This window comes from Enterobacter cloacae complex sp. P47BA, assembly GCF_014930485.1.
Lineage (GTDB): Bacteria > Pseudomonadota > Gammaproteobacteria > Enterobacterales > Enterobacteriaceae > Enterobacter > Enterobacter bugandensis.
Genome location: NZ_JADBRF010000008.1, coordinates 1 through 14,526, shown reverse-complemented (window position 1 = coordinate 14,526; position 14,526 = coordinate 1). Strand labels below are relative to the sequence as shown.

Below are 14,526 nucleotides of genomic sequence, written 5' to 3'. Positions count from 1 at the left end.
AAGCTCAGGATCAGAAATGGTATGTCATCGCCAGCCACCAGACGCGCCCCGGTTCAGGGATTTGCTGATTTGCGGCGTATCCGAACTGGCTGGCGCCCGCCAGGTTGAGGTGCTCGCTGTAGTATTTATTGAACAGATTCTCAATACCCACGCGGGACTCAAAATGGTCGTTAAATGTGTAGCCCGCGCTCCACGAAAGCACACCAAACCCCGCGCTCGGGCCGAGATCCTGGCCGGTGACGTTACCTTTGTTTTGCGCCACGCGATGCTGCGGCGCAACCACACGCCAGAGTAATCCGGTGCGCCACTGTTGCCCGGTATAGTCCAGCGCCAGCCGCCCTTCGAGCGGCGGCATCTGCGGCAGCGGCTGTTTATCGCTACGATTCTCGCCCCAGGCGTAGCTCAGGCTTCCCGTCAGTGCCCAGTTGGGCGTCAGGCTCCAGCTTGCGCCCGTCTCCGCGCCCATTACGGCGGCATTGATGTTGCTGGCCTGCGACGGCGTGCGGCTATAATCAAACAAAATGTAATCGGTAGTTCGCCCGACATAGGCCGATGCCCAGGCGCTAACCTTGTCGCCGTGTAATTGCACGCCGCTATCCCATTGCAGGGTCTTTTCTGTTTTCAGCTGACGAAAGCTTTGTTCTCCAGCCTTGCCGGAAAATAGCTCCCAGTAATCAGGAAAACGTTCGGTATAACCGATGCCGCTATAAAGCATGACGGGTGCGTCAGGTACGCGATACTCATAGCGCGTGAATGCGCCGGGCAGGAGGTCGTGCCGGGAGCTATTTTGCGCGCTGCGCCGATCGTCCGCGCGAATGCTATCCAGTCTCGCACCCACGATAACCGTATCGTCCGCCGTAACGGACTGGCGCCATTCGCTAAACAGACCCGCCTGGGTAAAACGGGCATCGTCACGCCACGATCCTGCGCTTTTTTTACGGTGACTTTTACGCATTACGTCCGCGCCGGCGGTAAGCGTGGTGGTTTCATCTTCCCACACGCCGGCAAAGCGGCTGCCCATCACCACGCCGCCAACTTCAGACTTACGCTTCGGTCCAACGGGCTGACGCAGGCTGTAGTTATCCATAATGTGGTCAGTATCATTGGCATAGAGCTGCCAGCTAAGTTTGCTGACGTGCTCGCTCAGGTGGTATTTCTCCAGTTTTAGCGCCGCGCTTTTACGGGCAAAACGGCTACCATCCATCATCCGACCCGCATAGCGGGCTTTACCGTCGCTGGCTCCCACGCTTAGCTCCGCCAGCGTGTCCTCATCAGGCGTGAGCCCAACCGTGACGCCGCTGTTCCATCTGCGCCACAGGCCCGGCACGCGGTTGCCATGACCATCCCGGTAGTCATCCGCCTCCGAATGATTACCGTCCAGGCGGACGTAACCGCGCGGGTCGCCAAACGCGAGATTAAGGTTTTGATCCGCGCGTCCGTTAGCGCCCCGCAGCAGCTCAGCGCTGCCTTTTAGCTCAGGTACGCTGAAATAGTCCGGCTGGCGTTCAAAAAGCAATGTTCCGGCGGACCCCATTGGCCCCCAGAGCACGCTTTGTGGGCCTTTGATGACGGTTATCGTGTCGTAACTTTGCGGAGTGATATAGGCCGTTGGGGTATCCATGCGCGAGCCGCAGCCCCCCTGAGTGCTGACGCCGTCTGCAAGCAACGTCAGCCGGGAACCGAACATCCCGCGCAACACCGGATCGCCGTTACTCCCGCCGCTGCGCAGCACGGAAAAACCCGGGATGTTTTTTAGCGCGCCCGCACCGTCGCTGGCAGGCAATTGTTGTGCTGGAGTATGAGCCGGAGCGATAAATGACGCGGGATCGCGATAATACCCCTCAACGGTCATCGACTCTTCAGCGTATGCCGGCCAAGCGGTGGCACAGCAGAGAACCAACAAGAGTGGACGGGAGGCGAGCAGGGAACGAATACCGCTCGCGGTGATACCAGACATAGCACAATTCCGTTTCGGTAAAGAAAATAAGCAAGGCGCTTATTGTCTTCATCCCCAGCAGCGGAATACACGACCTGCGGGCAAGAAGGCCCTCAGGGAAATCAGGAAATATCTGGCGGATAACGGAAATCTCAGGGACGCAGTTCAGCGCGCTTCGCCCAGGCGTGCCGTTTGCTGTCGTAAAAAATCCATCAACCGCAAACAGGCCGGCGAAAGCGGCTGTCCGACGTTTTTGACGATGCCCACATCCATATAGGTAATGCAGTCGTCAATGGTGCGCCGGATCACGCGCTGACCGCCGAGCGCCCACGGGCGATAGACCAGATCGGATAAAATCGTCACCCCCTTTCCCTGCGCGACCAGACTTCGAATCGCCTCAAAGGAGTTGGTGCGAAAATGAATGTCAGGATGACAGCCCCTGCTTTGCCAGTAGTCGGATATCACATCGGGATAGTCGTCCGTCACCAGCAACAGGAATGGCGCCTTTTCCACATCCTTTAACCGAAGCTCCGGCACGCTGAGAAGAGGATGGCCGATGGCGGTCCATAACCGGCGCGGCGAACGGATCCACGTTTCGACCTCAAGCGTACTATCGTGGCTGATATTGGAGGTCAGCAAAAGACAAAAATCGAGATCTCCCTGACGCAAGGCCTGAAGCAGCTGCGATGCGGGCGCCTCATGAAATGCCGTCTCCAGCAGCGGAAAACGCTGCGCAATATCGCCCCAGAGATTGGGCAGCAGATAAGCGGAAAGGGTTTCGGCAATGCCGATGCGCACGACGCCGTTAATCGCCTCAGGCTGCTGATGGAGATCCTCCACCGCCGCGCGGCTATCGTGGAGGATCTTGCGGGCATGATTGAGAAATCGCTCGCCCACGGGAGTTAACTGGATCCCTTTTGCATGGCGGATAAAGAGAGGGGCATTCACCGCCTCCTCCAGGTTGCGCATAGAGACCGTCATGGAAGATTGCGATATATGACAACGGCTGGCCGCTTTGGAAATTTGTAATGTTTCCGCTAACGCAATGTAGAACTCAAGTTGCCTGAGAGTAAACTTCATAGTTTCAGCCAATACCGTGAGATGAAAATATTATATTAGCATTTAATTCTGCACCGGCAGTACTCTAAAGGCAGACAAAATGTTTATTATCAGGAGCCTTTATGCCCTATTTTTTACTTAGTCTCGCGGCCTGTTTTTGGGGGGGTAATTATGTCGTCGGTCATTTACTGGTGGCGCATGCAGACCCGATTATATTATCCGCCGCACGCTGGATAATTACGGCTCTTCTTTTATCGATGCTTTATATCAGACAGATTCGCGCCCAGTGGCCGATGATGAAAAAGGTGAAAGGTACGATCATATTTCTTGCTCTGTGTGGACAGGTTATGTTCCCACTCACGCTGTATATCGGCCTGCAATATACTTCATCTCTTAATGCAGCTATTTATTTATCTACAACGCCTGCCCTGGTTTTATTGATAAACAAGCTGGTCTTTAAAGAGAAAATATCAGTACAGAATATTGCTGGCGTTGTTCTCAGTTCATTGGGCGTCGTCTGGCTGGTCATGCAGGGCGATCTGCTGCATCTGGATACGCTTAAAAATCTGAATCGCGGCGATATCTGGACCATGGGCTCTGCCGCCAGCTGGGCCGTTTATTGTGCTTTCTTGCGCATGAAGCCGAAAAGCGTCGGAGGGAATGCCTTTGTGGCCGTGAGCGCGGTCCTCGGTGCCCTGGTGTTGTTACCGGTACTGGCGATATCGTTGATAAAGACCGGCTTACCTGACTGGACGGCCTATACCGCACCGGGCTTTTTAAGCGGGCTGATGTATCTGGTGGTCTTTCCTTCCTGGCTCTCTTACCTGCTGTGGAATAAAGGCATTGCGGCTATCGGTGCAACCCGCGGGGAGATTTATTCCCACCTTATTCCGCTGAGCGGCGGTCTGTTCAGCGTGATGTTCCTGCACGTTACGTTGCATTCGTATCATCTGGTCAGCACGGTACTGATTCTGTTTGGCATTGCCCTCTGCTCTCGCGCCTCGCAAAGGAAAGTCGCGAAGATCGAACGCGCAGACGAAAAAGTACAGATATGAAAAAGGCCCACGTTATAAATAACGCGGGCCTGAATAGTGGCGGAACGGACGGGACTCGAACCCGCGACCCCCTGCGTGACAGGCAGGTATTCTAACCGACTGAACTACCGCTCCACTGTTCCCGCTTGGGGAACGAGGCGCATATTACGGTGTGCCTCCGATCTCGTCAACGCTTTTTCTCACGTTTTGAATCGTTTGCTGCAAAATTCACCCAACCGATGATTTTACAGGCATTGTGGCGTTTTTTCAGGCGCGCCACATACAGCTTCCGCCCTTCTTCTGCACAAGGTCGAGACGGGATTCATGGTTAAGTAGCTCTTCATCACTGGCTAAAACAACCCGCAAGCGGCTTGCCTGACGGACAACGCGCTGAATGCCCGCTTCGCCCTGCGTCTGCTGTGACTCATTTTCCATGCTGAACTTCATCGACGTCTGTCCGCCGGTCATTGCCAGATAGACGTCGGCCAGGATCTGGGCATCGAGCAATGCCCCGTGCAACGTTCGCTTGGTGTTGTCTATTTCGTAACGTGAACAGAGCGCATCGAGGCTGTTACGCTTGCCGGGAAACATCTTCCTCGCCAGCGCCAGGCTATCGGTCACTTTGCAAAAGGTGTTTGTTTTCGGAATATCGCGATGAAGCTTACTAAACTCATAGTCCATAAAGCCGATATCGAACGAGGCGTTATGGATGATGAGTTCGGCGCCTTTGATGTATTCCAGAAACTCGTCTGCCACCTCACCAAAGGTCGGTTTATCCAGCAAGAACTCATCGGCAATACCGTGAACGCCGAACGCCTCTGGATCCACCAGCCGATCGGGTTTGAGATACACGTGGAAGTTGTTCCCCGTGAGACGACGGTTCACCACTTCAACGGCACCGATCTCAATGATCTTATGCCCTTCGTAGTGCGCGCCTATCTGGTTCATACCGGTGGTTTCGGTATCGAGGACAATCTGGCGAGTAATTGCAGTGCTCATAGCGGTCATTTATGTCAGACTTATCGTTTAACTGAACGTTTCAAATACAGGAAGTCTACCAGAGATGCGTAAACAGGTAGAAATTTTCACCGATGGATCTTGTCTCGGCAACCCAGGGCCCGGCGGCTACGGCGCGATTATGCGCTATCGCCATCATGAAAAAACTTTTAGCGAAGGCTATTTCCTGACCACCAACAACCGTATGGAGTTGATGGCGGCCATTGTGGCGCTGGAAGCCTTAAAAGAACACTGCGACGTGGTGCTCAGTACCGACAGCCAGTACGTGCGCCAGGGTATCACCCAGTGGATCCACAACTGGAAAAAACGCGGCTGGAAAACTGCGGATAAAAAGCCGGTTAAAAATGTCGATCTCTGGAAGCGGCTGGATGCGGCATTAGGTCAGCACCAAATAAAATGGGAATGGGTAAAAGGGCATGCTGGTCACCCTGAGAACGAACGCTGCGACGAACTGGCGCGCGCGGCGGCTTTAAACCCGGCCCATGAGGATGCAGGCTACCAGCCTGAATCCTGATCAGGGCTTTCTGTACTGCCGCGTTGCGCCAACGGTCTGCCGGATAGGCGTTTTCGATTTGCTCTGCTTCATCGGGTTAAGCGTAAGGGGGATGGTTCGCTTACGCGCGACGATAAACTGCATGCAGCCTAAGGCGGGCAAATGCGTGCTTAACAACACTCCCCCCTTCCGCGCCCACGGCAGTACCTGAAACCCGCCGTAGCAGAGCACTTCAAAGTTCAGCAGTGAAAGCCAGTCGAGCTGGCGCATCATGGTGAACATTCGGCTGTTATAGGGTGGCGTTCGGCGCAGCACGGGTACCAGCTTGCGCAGCCCCATCAGGCTCAGCGGATTGAATCCGCTGAGGATCAGCCAGCCGTCATCAATCAGAACGCGATCGGCTTCACGCAGCATACGGTGAGGATCGCTGCACCAGGGCAACGCGTGTGCAAGAAGGCATGCATCAACGGATTTCTCTGCAAATGGCAGATGCAACGGGTCTGCCTTCACCTGAACCGGCGATCCGCCGAGAGAGACGTTAACCTGATGTGAGATAGCGCAGCTTTCGGTATTGATTTCCGCGCTGAGATTGCCAATCTTAAGCAGGTGAAAGCCATACATTTTCGCGAGCCAGGGCTTCAGCTGCTGCTCCAGTGCCTCGCGATAGTATTCACCCCAGGGCAATTCCGCCCAACGTTCCGGTGCTGCGACAGACTGAGGTATCCTTGCCGGTTTCATCAAAACACCCGCCACGCTATAAGAGGTAATGTATGAATCTTATCAGTATTCCCGCTTTTGAGGACAATTACATCTGGGTTTTGGTCGATGACGAGCGTCGATGCGTCATTGTCGATCCCGGCGAATCCGCCCCTGTACTGCGCGCCATAAATGATAACGGCTGGCAGCCTGACGCCATTCTGTTGACGCATCATCATAACGATCATACTGGCGGCGTGCAGGAACTGCGCGCCCAATTTCCGCATCTTGTGGTGTACGGACCGGCTGAGACACAAAATAAGGGAACGACGCAAGTAGTCGAAGAAGGCGAAAATATCCTCATCCACGAGTGGGAGTTTTCCGTATTTGCTACACCGGGTCACACTTTGGGACATCTGTGTTTCTACAGCAAACCTTATCTTTTTTGTGGCGACACCTTGTTCTCTGGCGGCTGCGGAAGACTGTTTGAAGGCACACCGGAACAGATGTATCAGTCTTTACAAAAGATTAGTGCGTTACCGGATGACACCCTTATTTGTTGCGCCCATGAGTATACATTAGGAAATATGAAGTTTGCTGCAAGCCTCTTACCTGAGGATCGGGCGATTCAGGATTATTATCACAAAGTGAAGGAGTTACGTGCAAAAAACCAAAATACACTGCCCGTAATTCTGAAAAATGAGCGCCAGATTAATTTATTTTTACGAACAGATGATATTGATTTAATTAATAAAATTAACCAAGAAACAAATTTGCAACAACCAGAGCAGCGATTTGCATGGTTAAGGTCAAAGAAAGATAACTTCAGATAAATGCGGGTTGCCTTTTCAAAATTTCGCCGTTATCATCGCTCGTCTTTTAAGCAACTATTGACACACACATGAAGGCAAAAGCGATATTACTCGCCTCTGTCCTGCTTGTAGGTTGCCAGTCGCAGAACGGCAGCAACGTACAACAGCACGCACAGAGCCTTTCTGCAGCTGGTCAAGGGGAAGCAGGGAAGTTTACAAGTTCGGCGCGCTGGATGGACGATGGGACATCTTTCGCGCAGGAGCAAGACTTGTGGACCTCTATTGGCGACGAGCTAAAGATGGGAATTCCGGAAAACAGCCGGATTCGCGAACAGAAGCAGAAGTATTTAAGAAATAAGAGCTATCTCCACGATGTAACGTTACGGGCAGAGCCGTATATGTACTGGATAGCCGGGCAAGTTAAAAAACGTAACATGCCTATGGAGCTGGTACTCCTACCCATAGTGGAGAGCGCTTTTGACCCACACGCGACGTCTGGCGCCAATGCCGCAGGCATTTGGCAGATCATTCCGAGCACCGGGCGAAACTATGGTCTGAAACAGACCCGCAACTATGATGCGCGTCGCGATGTTGTCGCTTCAACGACAGCCGCTCTCGACATGATGCAACGTCTGAACAAGATGTTTGACGGCGACTGGCTGTTAACGGTCGCAGCGTATAACAGTGGCGAAGGTCGTGTACTGAAGGCAATGAAAGCGAATAAAGCACGGGGTAAATCCACCGATTTTTGGTCGCTCTCACTGCCACAGGAAACGAAGATTTACGTACCGAAGATGCTGGCCTTGAGCGATATTCTCAAGAACAGCAAGCGTTACGGTGTACAACTGCCAACACCAGACGAAAGTCGTGCACTGGCGCGCGTGCGCCTCAGCAATCCGGTTGATATTCAACAAGTTGCTGATATGACGGGTATGTCGGTAAGTAAATTGAAAACCTTTAATGCAGGCGTTAAAGGCTCGACGCTGGGGGCAAGCGGCCCGCAGTATGTGATGGTTCCGCAGAAACATGCGGCGCAGTTACGTGAGTCTTTAGCATCGGGTGAAATTGCCGCCGTTCAATCAACGCTGATCGCCGATGCTTCATCCGTTAGCAGCCGCAGCTATAAGGTGCGTTCAGGGGATACCCTTTCAGGCATTGCCTCACGTCTTGGCGTGACGGCGAAAGATCTGCAGCAGTGGAATAATCTGCGCAGCTCTGGGCTGAAGGTGGGTCAGACACTGACGGTGGGTGCAGGTAACAGCGCACAGCGTCTCGCCAGCAACAGCGATAGCATCACCTATCGCGTGCGCAAAGGCGATTCACTGTCCAGTATCGCAAAACGACACGGCGTGAACATCAAAGATGTGATGCGCTGGAATAATGATACTGACAATCTGAAACCGGGCGACCAGCTGACGCTGTTTGTGAAGAACAGCGCCACGCCAGACTCCTGATAACACGATCGAAAGATAAAAAGGCACCGATTCCCCTCGGTGCCTTTTTTGTTTATCCCGCTTTTTGCGCTTCAGCCATGATGGTATCGCTCGTAAATGAGCCATCCGCCTGCAGTTCAAAGTACGCCTTCACCTCTGCGGACGCACTCTCCTGGTAAAGCCTAATCGCCTGGCTTAACGCCTCCGGGGTACGCATACGGGCTATCCAGGAGCTGAACTCCAGCGGTAAACGGTCTGTTATTAACGAGCGCGCAATCAGCCCGGCTTCAGTGATAAACGATAACCACTCCCCGCTGGCGTAGTTTTGCACGTGCGAGGTGTCGCGCAGCGCTTCGACCGTCTGCAGCCAGATATTACGCACCGAATGTCCGGGAGACATCACGTCCATAATGATGAAGGTGCCACCCGGCTTCAGAACACGTCTGACTTCGCGCAATGCCTGGCCGACGTCATGCCAGTGGTGTGCGGAATACCGGCTGATCGCGACATCAAACGACGCGTCATCAAACGGTAAAGACTCCGCATAGCCCTGCTGCGTATCAATATTGTTCAGCCCTTTCGCTTTCGCCGCCTCAGCAACGACGTCCAGCATCTGGCTCGATAAATCATATGCGGTAACGTGGGCTACCTGCTGCGCAGCCGTAAAGCTGGCGTGCCCTGCTCCACATCCCAGGTCCAGCACGTGCGCCTGCGGGAATGCCGCCAGACGTTCACCGAGACGCACCAGATCGCGACCTGAAGCATGCACGGCGCTGCTCAGATAAGCACTTGCCTGAGAACCAAACTGTTTTTCTACGTTGTCATGATGGGAGTGTGTTGTTGTCATCGTACTGTCCTTTGTTGGTTAAAAATAAAAGGGCAGCACCCGCGCGGCCTGCCCCACGGCAGACCTGACACACCATTATTTATCAGGTTTGCCGGGACTGAATTCAACGAGTAGAGGGTTGTGATCCGAAGCGCGCGTCACCAGTACAGAGGCGTCGTGCACGCTCAAACCGCGATAGAAGACAAAGTCGAGAGGACGACCAAAAGCTTTTTTACGCTGGTCATCACTGAAGCGAACTTCACGCAGCGACATTTCACGCGCAAAGCGATACAGCGCATTCATGCGCGGACGGCTCCAGGCATTAAAATCGCCTGCCATGATGATGGGCCCGCTGTGATGCGCAATCTGATCGCCAATAGGAAGTAACTGCTTACTATACACATCCACGCCGAGGCTAAAGTTTACCGCGTGGATATTGACGACCATCAGCATACGGGTATCCGGCAGCGGATAGACCGTCACCAGCGCTGATTTCGCCAGACGCAGGATAGGTTCGCGCTCGCGGAGCGGGCAACAGTAGACCGGATGGGCAGCAGAAAGCGTCATTACGCCAGAGGGATGCTGCGGCAGAACAAATGCCGGCACCTGGTCGGCGGCAAGGTAATTCGTGGTGGCAAACCGTACCAGTTCAGGGGTAGTTTGCGCCTCCTGGAGCAGAACCAGGTGGGCATCTTTTCCAAAATTTTTGAGTACCGATAACCACTCCGCGCGCTGCTGCTTGAAGATATTCCAGACCAGAACCCGGATTTTATCATCGCTGCTTAACGGTGTGCCGGCGGGTAATGCCTGGCTTATGCTCGCAAACGACCCCGGAGGTAAGATCCTCTCCGCGGGCATTCCGGCAACATAACGCATGGCATAGGTATTTTTTCGCACTTTTGGAAACAGCCCCTGTAACATGAACCAGCCCTGAAAACGGACTGGTTCTAATGTTATAGGGACTTTAGGTCACACTTTCAACGCAATTTCTGAGAAACCGCTTTCCAGTTTTGTAAGCAATCACTTACTGATGTTACCCCAGCGCTACGCGGGCTGGCTTATCGAGGCGTCCACTCAGGCCAATCAGCAGGAAGGCGACCAGGACAATCACCGCGCCAATCCATGGGGTCTGGGTTAATCCGAAGTGTTCGACGGTTTGTCCGCCAATAATGGAGCCCAGCGCGATACCAATATTAAAAGCGGCAATATTCAGACCGGATGCCACATCCACCGCATTCGGCGTATAGAGCTCGGCTTTCTGGACAACGTAAACCTGAAGCCCTGGCACATTACCGAAGGCGAAGATCCCCATCACCAGTACCGTGACCAGCGCGGCGTATTGCATTGAAGCCGTGAACTGGAAAATCATCAGCAGAACCACCAGGGCGGCGAAGATAAATTTCAGCGCCGGTACCGCACCATGCTTATCCGCGAGCTTGCCGCCCCAGATATTGCCAATGGCCACAGAAATACCGTATCCCAGCAAAATCCAGCTCACGGCATTCGGGGAGAAGCCCGCCAGGTCCTGCATCATCGGTGCCAGGAAGGTGAAGGCAGTGAATACGCCGCCATAGCCCAGAGCCGTAACCGCATAGATGATAAGCAAACGCGGATGGGTAAGCACTTTCAGCTGATCGCGCAGGCTGGCGCTCGCCCGGCCTGGAATATTCGATGGTACCAGCAGCAGGCTAGTCACCAGAGCGATAACGCCCAGTAAGGAGACGGCCAGAAACGTTTCACGCCAGCCGAAATGCTGTCCGATAAACGTTCCCAACGGTACGCCTGTGACCAGTGCGACGGTCAACCCACCGAACATGATCGCGATCGCTGAAGCCGCTTTCTCTTTGGGGACCAGGCTGGTTGCAATGGTGGAACCAATCGAGAAGAACACGCCGTGTGCCAGACCGGTCAGCAGGCGGGCAATCACCAGCGTGGTGTAGTCCGGAGCCTGCCAGGCCAGAACGTTCCCGGCGGTAAACAGCACCATCAGCGCGACTAACAGCTGTTTACGCGGAAAACGTCCGGTCAGGGCCGTCAGCACCGGCGCGCCGACGGCAACGCCCAGGGCGTAGATAGACACCAGTAACCCGGCTGAGGGCAGCGAGATGGCAAGCTGGTTAGCGATGGTAGGAACCAGTCCCACGATAACAAATTCGGTCGTGCCAATTGCAAAGGCACTGATCGTCAGGGCAAGTAGCGCCAGTGGCATAAAATACTCCGTATCATCAGGATTAAGATGACAGGCAGTATGCGCCAGTGCTTAAATAACAAAAATGGTTAAAATATCAATAGAATTTTGCAGGTGGTGCAACAATGAAAGCAACGTCTGAAGAGCTGACAATCTTTGTCGCCGTCGTCGAAAGCGGCAGCTTTAGCCGCGCAGCCGAGCAGCTGGGACAGGCTAACTCGGCCATTAGCCGTTCGGTGAAAAAGCTGGAGATGAAGCTCGGGGTGAGTCTGCTCAACCGAACGACGCGGCAGCTCAGCCTGACGGAAGAAGGGGAACGTTATTTCCGCCGCGTGCAGTCGGTGCTGCAGGAGATGGCCGCTGCGGAGACGGAGATTATGGAAACCCGCAGCACGCCGCGCGGGTTGCTGCGCATTGATGCTGCCACGCCGGTTGTGCTTCATTTTCTGATGCCGTTAATCAAACCTTTCCGTGAACGCTATCCGGAGATGACGCTCTCTCTGGTCTCGTCCGAGACGTTTATTAACCTCATCGAGCGGAAGGTAGATGTGGCTATTCGGGCGGGAACCCTGACGGATTCCAGCCTGCGGGCCCGCCCGCTGTTTGCCAGCTATCGTAAAATTATCGCGTCGCCACAGTATATTGCTGAACATGGTAAACCGGAGACGGTTGAAGAACTGAAGCAGCATCTGTGCCTGGGCTTTACGGAGCCGGTGTCGCTGAACACCTGGCCTGTTGCCTGTCATGATGGCCAGCTTCATGAAATTACCTGCGGGTTATCGTCTAACAGCGGAGAAACGCTGAAGCAGCTTTGCCTGGAAGGGAATGGGATCGCCTGCTTGTCAGACTATATGATTGATAAAGAGATAGCGCGGGGTGAACTGGTAGAGCTAATGGCCGATAAACGTTTGCCGGTAGAGATGCCTTTCAGCGCGGTGTATTACAGCGACAGAGCGGTAAGCACGCGCATACGCGCCTTTATCGACTTCCTGAGCGAGCATATAAAAACAGCTCCCGGAGGAGCTGTGTGAGGGTTCAGGTTACAGAGGGAGGGTCTTATTAATCCCAGTCAGGGGCTAAACCTTCCGGGCTCACCAGGCGGTCGTTGCACTCCAGTGCTGCGATCGCTTTTTTATCATCGTCATCCAGATGAAGATCCAGCGCTAGCAGGTTGCTGGCCAGGTTTTCGCGCTTGGTTGATGATGGGATCACGGCATAGCCTTCACCCATTGCCCATGCCAGAATAACCTGCGCAGCAGTCGCGTTATGTTTCTCTGCAATACGGATAATTACCTCGTCTTTCAGAGCCTTACCGTAGGCCAGCGTCATGTAAGAGGTGATGTGGATCCCGTGTTGTTTTGCCCAGTCCACGACTTTGCGGTTTTGCAGGTATGGAGACAGCTCGATCTGGTTGGTCGCAATATTCTCTGCGCCAACTGCGGCAATCGCCTTTTCCATCAGCGGGATGGTGAAGTTGGAAATACCAATTTCACGGGTCAGGCCCTGCTTTTTCGCTTCCAACAGCGCCTGCATGGACTCTTCCACAGAAACGGCATCGTTCGGTGACGGCCAGTGGATCAGCGTCAGATCGACATAGTCGGTACGCAGTTTCTTCAGGCTCTCTTTCAGGCTTGGAATGAGCTTGTCTTTGCTGAGGTTTTCGATCCAGATTTTGGTGGTGATGAACAGTTCATTACGCGGTACACCGCTCTCTTCAAGAGCCTGTCCAACGGCAGCTTCGTTTTCATAGATCTGTGCCGTATCAATTGCGCGATAGCCAAGTTCAAGAGCGGTTTTAACTGATGCGATAACTACGTCGTCTTTCAGGCGGAAAGTGCCCAGACCAAATGCAGGGAGAGTCATAATATTCCTCAATCGTTATGTTCGTAAACTGAGGAGGATTATCGCTTGCGCTGTTATAGAGAAAAAGATCGCAAAACGCAGAGGATTTTTGCTATTTCCGCAACAATGACACGACAGATAAGAAAAAAGCCCTGAGCGTTAACTCAGGGCTTTTAATAAGTGGCGGAACGGACGGGACTCGAACCCGCGACCCCCTGCGTGACAGGCAGGTATTCTAACCGACTGAACTACCGCTCCACCGAAGACTGCTTGTAACCACCGGATTAATGCACCGGCTTACTACTTAATTTGATGCCTGGCAGTTCCCTACTCTCACATGGGGAGACCCCACACTACCATCGGCGCTACGGCGTTTCACTTCTGAGTTCGGCATGGGGTCAGGTGGGACCACCGCGCTAAAGCCGCCAGGCAAATTCTGTTAATCTGTATCAGGCTGAAAATCGTCTCTCTCACCGCCAAAACACCTTCGGCGTTGTAAGGTTAAGCCTCACGGTTCATTAGTACCGGTTAGCTCAACGCATCGCTGCGCTTACACACCCGGCCTATCAACGTCGTCGTCTTCAACGTTCCTTCAGGAGACTTAAAGTCTCAGGGAGAACTCATCTCGGGGCAAGTTTCGTGCTTAGATGCTTTCAGCACTTATCTCTTCCGCATTTAGCTACCGGGCAGTGCCATTGGCATGACAACCCGAACACCAGTGATGCGTCCACTCCGGTCCTCTCGTACTAGGAGCAGCCCCCCTCAATTCTCCAGCGCCCACGGCAGATAGGGACCGAACTGTCTCACGACGTTCTAAACCCAGCTCGCGTACCACTTTAAATGGCGAACAGCCATACCCTTGGGACCTACTTCAGCCCCAGGATGTGATGAGCCGACATCGAGGTGCCAAACACCGCCGTCGATATGAACTCTTGGGCGGTATCAGCCTGTTATCCCCGGAGTACCTTTTATCCGTTGAGCGATGGCCCTTCCATTCAGAACCACCGGATCACTATGACCTGCTTTCGCACCTGCTCGAGCCGTCACTCTCGCAGTCAAGCTAGCTTATGCCATTGCACTAACCTCCTGATGTCCGACCAGGATTAGCTAACCTTCGTGCTCCTCCGTTACTCTTTGGGAGGAGACCGCCCCAGTCAAACTACCCACCAGACACTGTCCGCAACCCGGAT

Annotated in this window: 13 protein-coding genes, 2 tRNA genes and 2 rRNA genes; 5 read left to right on the top strand and 12 right to left on the bottom strand. The window is 53.7% G+C overall.

The genetic code is table 11. From position 1 onward, the window contains the following. Positions 1–10 precede the first annotated feature (10 nt). Both IM299_RS09960 and IM299_RS09955 read right to left on the bottom strand, forming a co-directional pair. Positions 11–1,957: a TonB-dependent copper receptor gene (locus IM299_RS09960; protein WP_193357426.1), complete on the bottom strand. Its 1,947-nt coding sequence runs from the start codon at positions 1,955–1,957 to the stop codon at positions 11–13. A gap of 144 nt (positions 1,958–2,101) precedes the next feature. Then, positions 2,102–3,016, bottom strand: coding sequence for a LysR family transcriptional regulator (locus IM299_RS09955; protein ID WP_041911171.1), 915 nt, complete (start codon positions 3,014–3,016; stop codon positions 2,102–2,104). 101 nt (positions 3,017–3,117) lie between these two features. Here IM299_RS09955 and IM299_RS09950 point away from each other — a divergent pair, with 101 nt between their 5' ends. Continuing rightward, positions 3,118–4,050, top strand: a complete 933-nt coding sequence (locus tag IM299_RS09950; protein ID WP_193357425.1) for a DMT family transporter — start codon at positions 3,118–3,120, stop codon at positions 4,048–4,050. Between the two features lie 37 nt (positions 4,051–4,087). Here IM299_RS09950 and IM299_RS09945 read toward each other — a convergent pair. Next, positions 4,088–4,164 (bottom strand) — tRNA-Asp (locus IM299_RS09945). A 132-nt stretch (positions 4,165–4,296) separates the two neighbouring features. Beyond that, positions 4,297–5,028 (bottom strand): DNA polymerase III subunit epsilon, encoded by a 732-nt coding sequence (gene dnaQ, locus IM299_RS09940; protein WP_028015611.1) that lies wholly within the window; start codon positions 5,026–5,028, stop codon positions 4,297–4,299. Positions 5,029–5,092: 64 nt separating this feature from the next. Here dnaQ and rnhA point away from each other — a divergent pair, with 64 nt between their 5' ends. Next, positions 5,093–5,560 carry a ribonuclease HI gene (rnhA, locus tag IM299_RS09935; protein ID WP_193357424.1) on the top strand — a complete coding sequence of 156 codons (468 nt, stop codon included), beginning with the start codon at positions 5,093–5,095 and terminating at the stop codon, positions 5,558–5,560. Here the strand turns inward: rnhA and IM299_RS09930 are convergent, their stop codons facing one another. After that, on the bottom strand, positions 5,561–6,277 hold the full coding sequence (locus tag IM299_RS09930; protein ID WP_047363867.1) for a class I SAM-dependent methyltransferase: 717 nt from the start codon (positions 6,275–6,277) through the stop codon (positions 5,561–5,563). Positions 6,278–6,309: 32 nt separating this feature from the next. Here IM299_RS09930 and gloB point away from each other — a divergent pair, with 32 nt between their 5' ends. Together gloB and mltD are read left to right on the top strand one after the other, a co-directional pair. After that, a complete protein-coding gene (gloB, locus tag IM299_RS09925) occupies positions 6,310–7,068 on the top strand; it encodes a hydroxyacylglutathione hydrolase (RefSeq protein WP_041911174.1) in 759 nt (252 codons plus the stop codon). A gap of 68 nt (positions 7,069–7,136) precedes the next feature. Then, complete coding sequence (mltD, locus tag IM299_RS09920; protein WP_041911175.1) at positions 7,137–8,501, top strand: murein transglycosylase D; 1,365 nt, start codon at positions 7,137–7,139, stop codon at positions 8,499–8,501. Positions 8,502–8,553: 52 nt separating this feature from the next. Here the strand turns inward: mltD and IM299_RS09915 are convergent, their stop codons facing one another. The 3 genes from IM299_RS09915 to IM299_RS09905 form a co-directional block, all read right to left on the bottom strand. Further along, positions 8,554–9,327: a class I SAM-dependent methyltransferase gene (locus IM299_RS09915; RefSeq protein ID WP_193357423.1), complete on the bottom strand. Its 774-nt coding sequence runs from the start codon at positions 9,325–9,327 to the stop codon at positions 8,554–8,556. Positions 9,328–9,402: 75 nt separating this feature from the next. Next, a complete protein-coding gene (locus IM299_RS09910) occupies positions 9,403–10,203 on the bottom strand; it encodes an endonuclease/exonuclease/phosphatase family protein (protein WP_028015605.1) in 801 nt (266 codons plus the stop codon). Between the two features lie 136 nt (positions 10,204–10,339). Next, positions 10,340–11,515 carry an MFS transporter gene (locus IM299_RS09905; protein ID WP_028015604.1) on the bottom strand — a complete coding sequence of 392 codons (1,176 nt, stop codon included), beginning with the start codon at positions 11,513–11,515 and terminating at the stop codon, positions 10,340–10,342. 104 nt (positions 11,516–11,619) lie between these two features. On the opposite strand from IM299_RS09905, the gene yafC reads away from it, so the two are divergent. Beyond that, on the top strand, positions 11,620–12,525 hold the full coding sequence (gene yafC / locus IM299_RS09900) for a DNA-binding transcriptional regulator YafC (RefSeq protein ID WP_028015603.1): 906 nt from the start codon (positions 11,620–11,622) through the stop codon (positions 12,523–12,525). Between the two features lie 28 nt (positions 12,526–12,553). Here the strand turns inward: yafC and dkgB are convergent, their stop codons facing one another. The 4 genes from dkgB to IM299_RS09880 form a co-directional block, all read right to left on the bottom strand. Further along, positions 12,554–13,357 carry a 2,5-didehydrogluconate reductase DkgB gene (gene dkgB, locus IM299_RS09895; RefSeq protein ID WP_153657133.1) on the bottom strand — a complete coding sequence of 268 codons (804 nt, stop codon included), beginning with the start codon at positions 13,355–13,357 and terminating at the stop codon, positions 12,554–12,556. 160 nt (positions 13,358–13,517) lie between these two features. Beyond that, positions 13,518–13,594, bottom strand: a tRNA-Asp gene (locus tag IM299_RS09890). Positions 13,595–13,650: 56 nt separating this feature from the next. Then, positions 13,651–13,766, bottom strand: a 5S ribosomal RNA gene (gene rrf / locus IM299_RS09885). A 67-nt stretch (positions 13,767–13,833) separates the two neighbouring features. Then, positions 13,834–14,526 (bottom strand): 23S ribosomal RNA (locus IM299_RS09880); the annotation flags it as partial.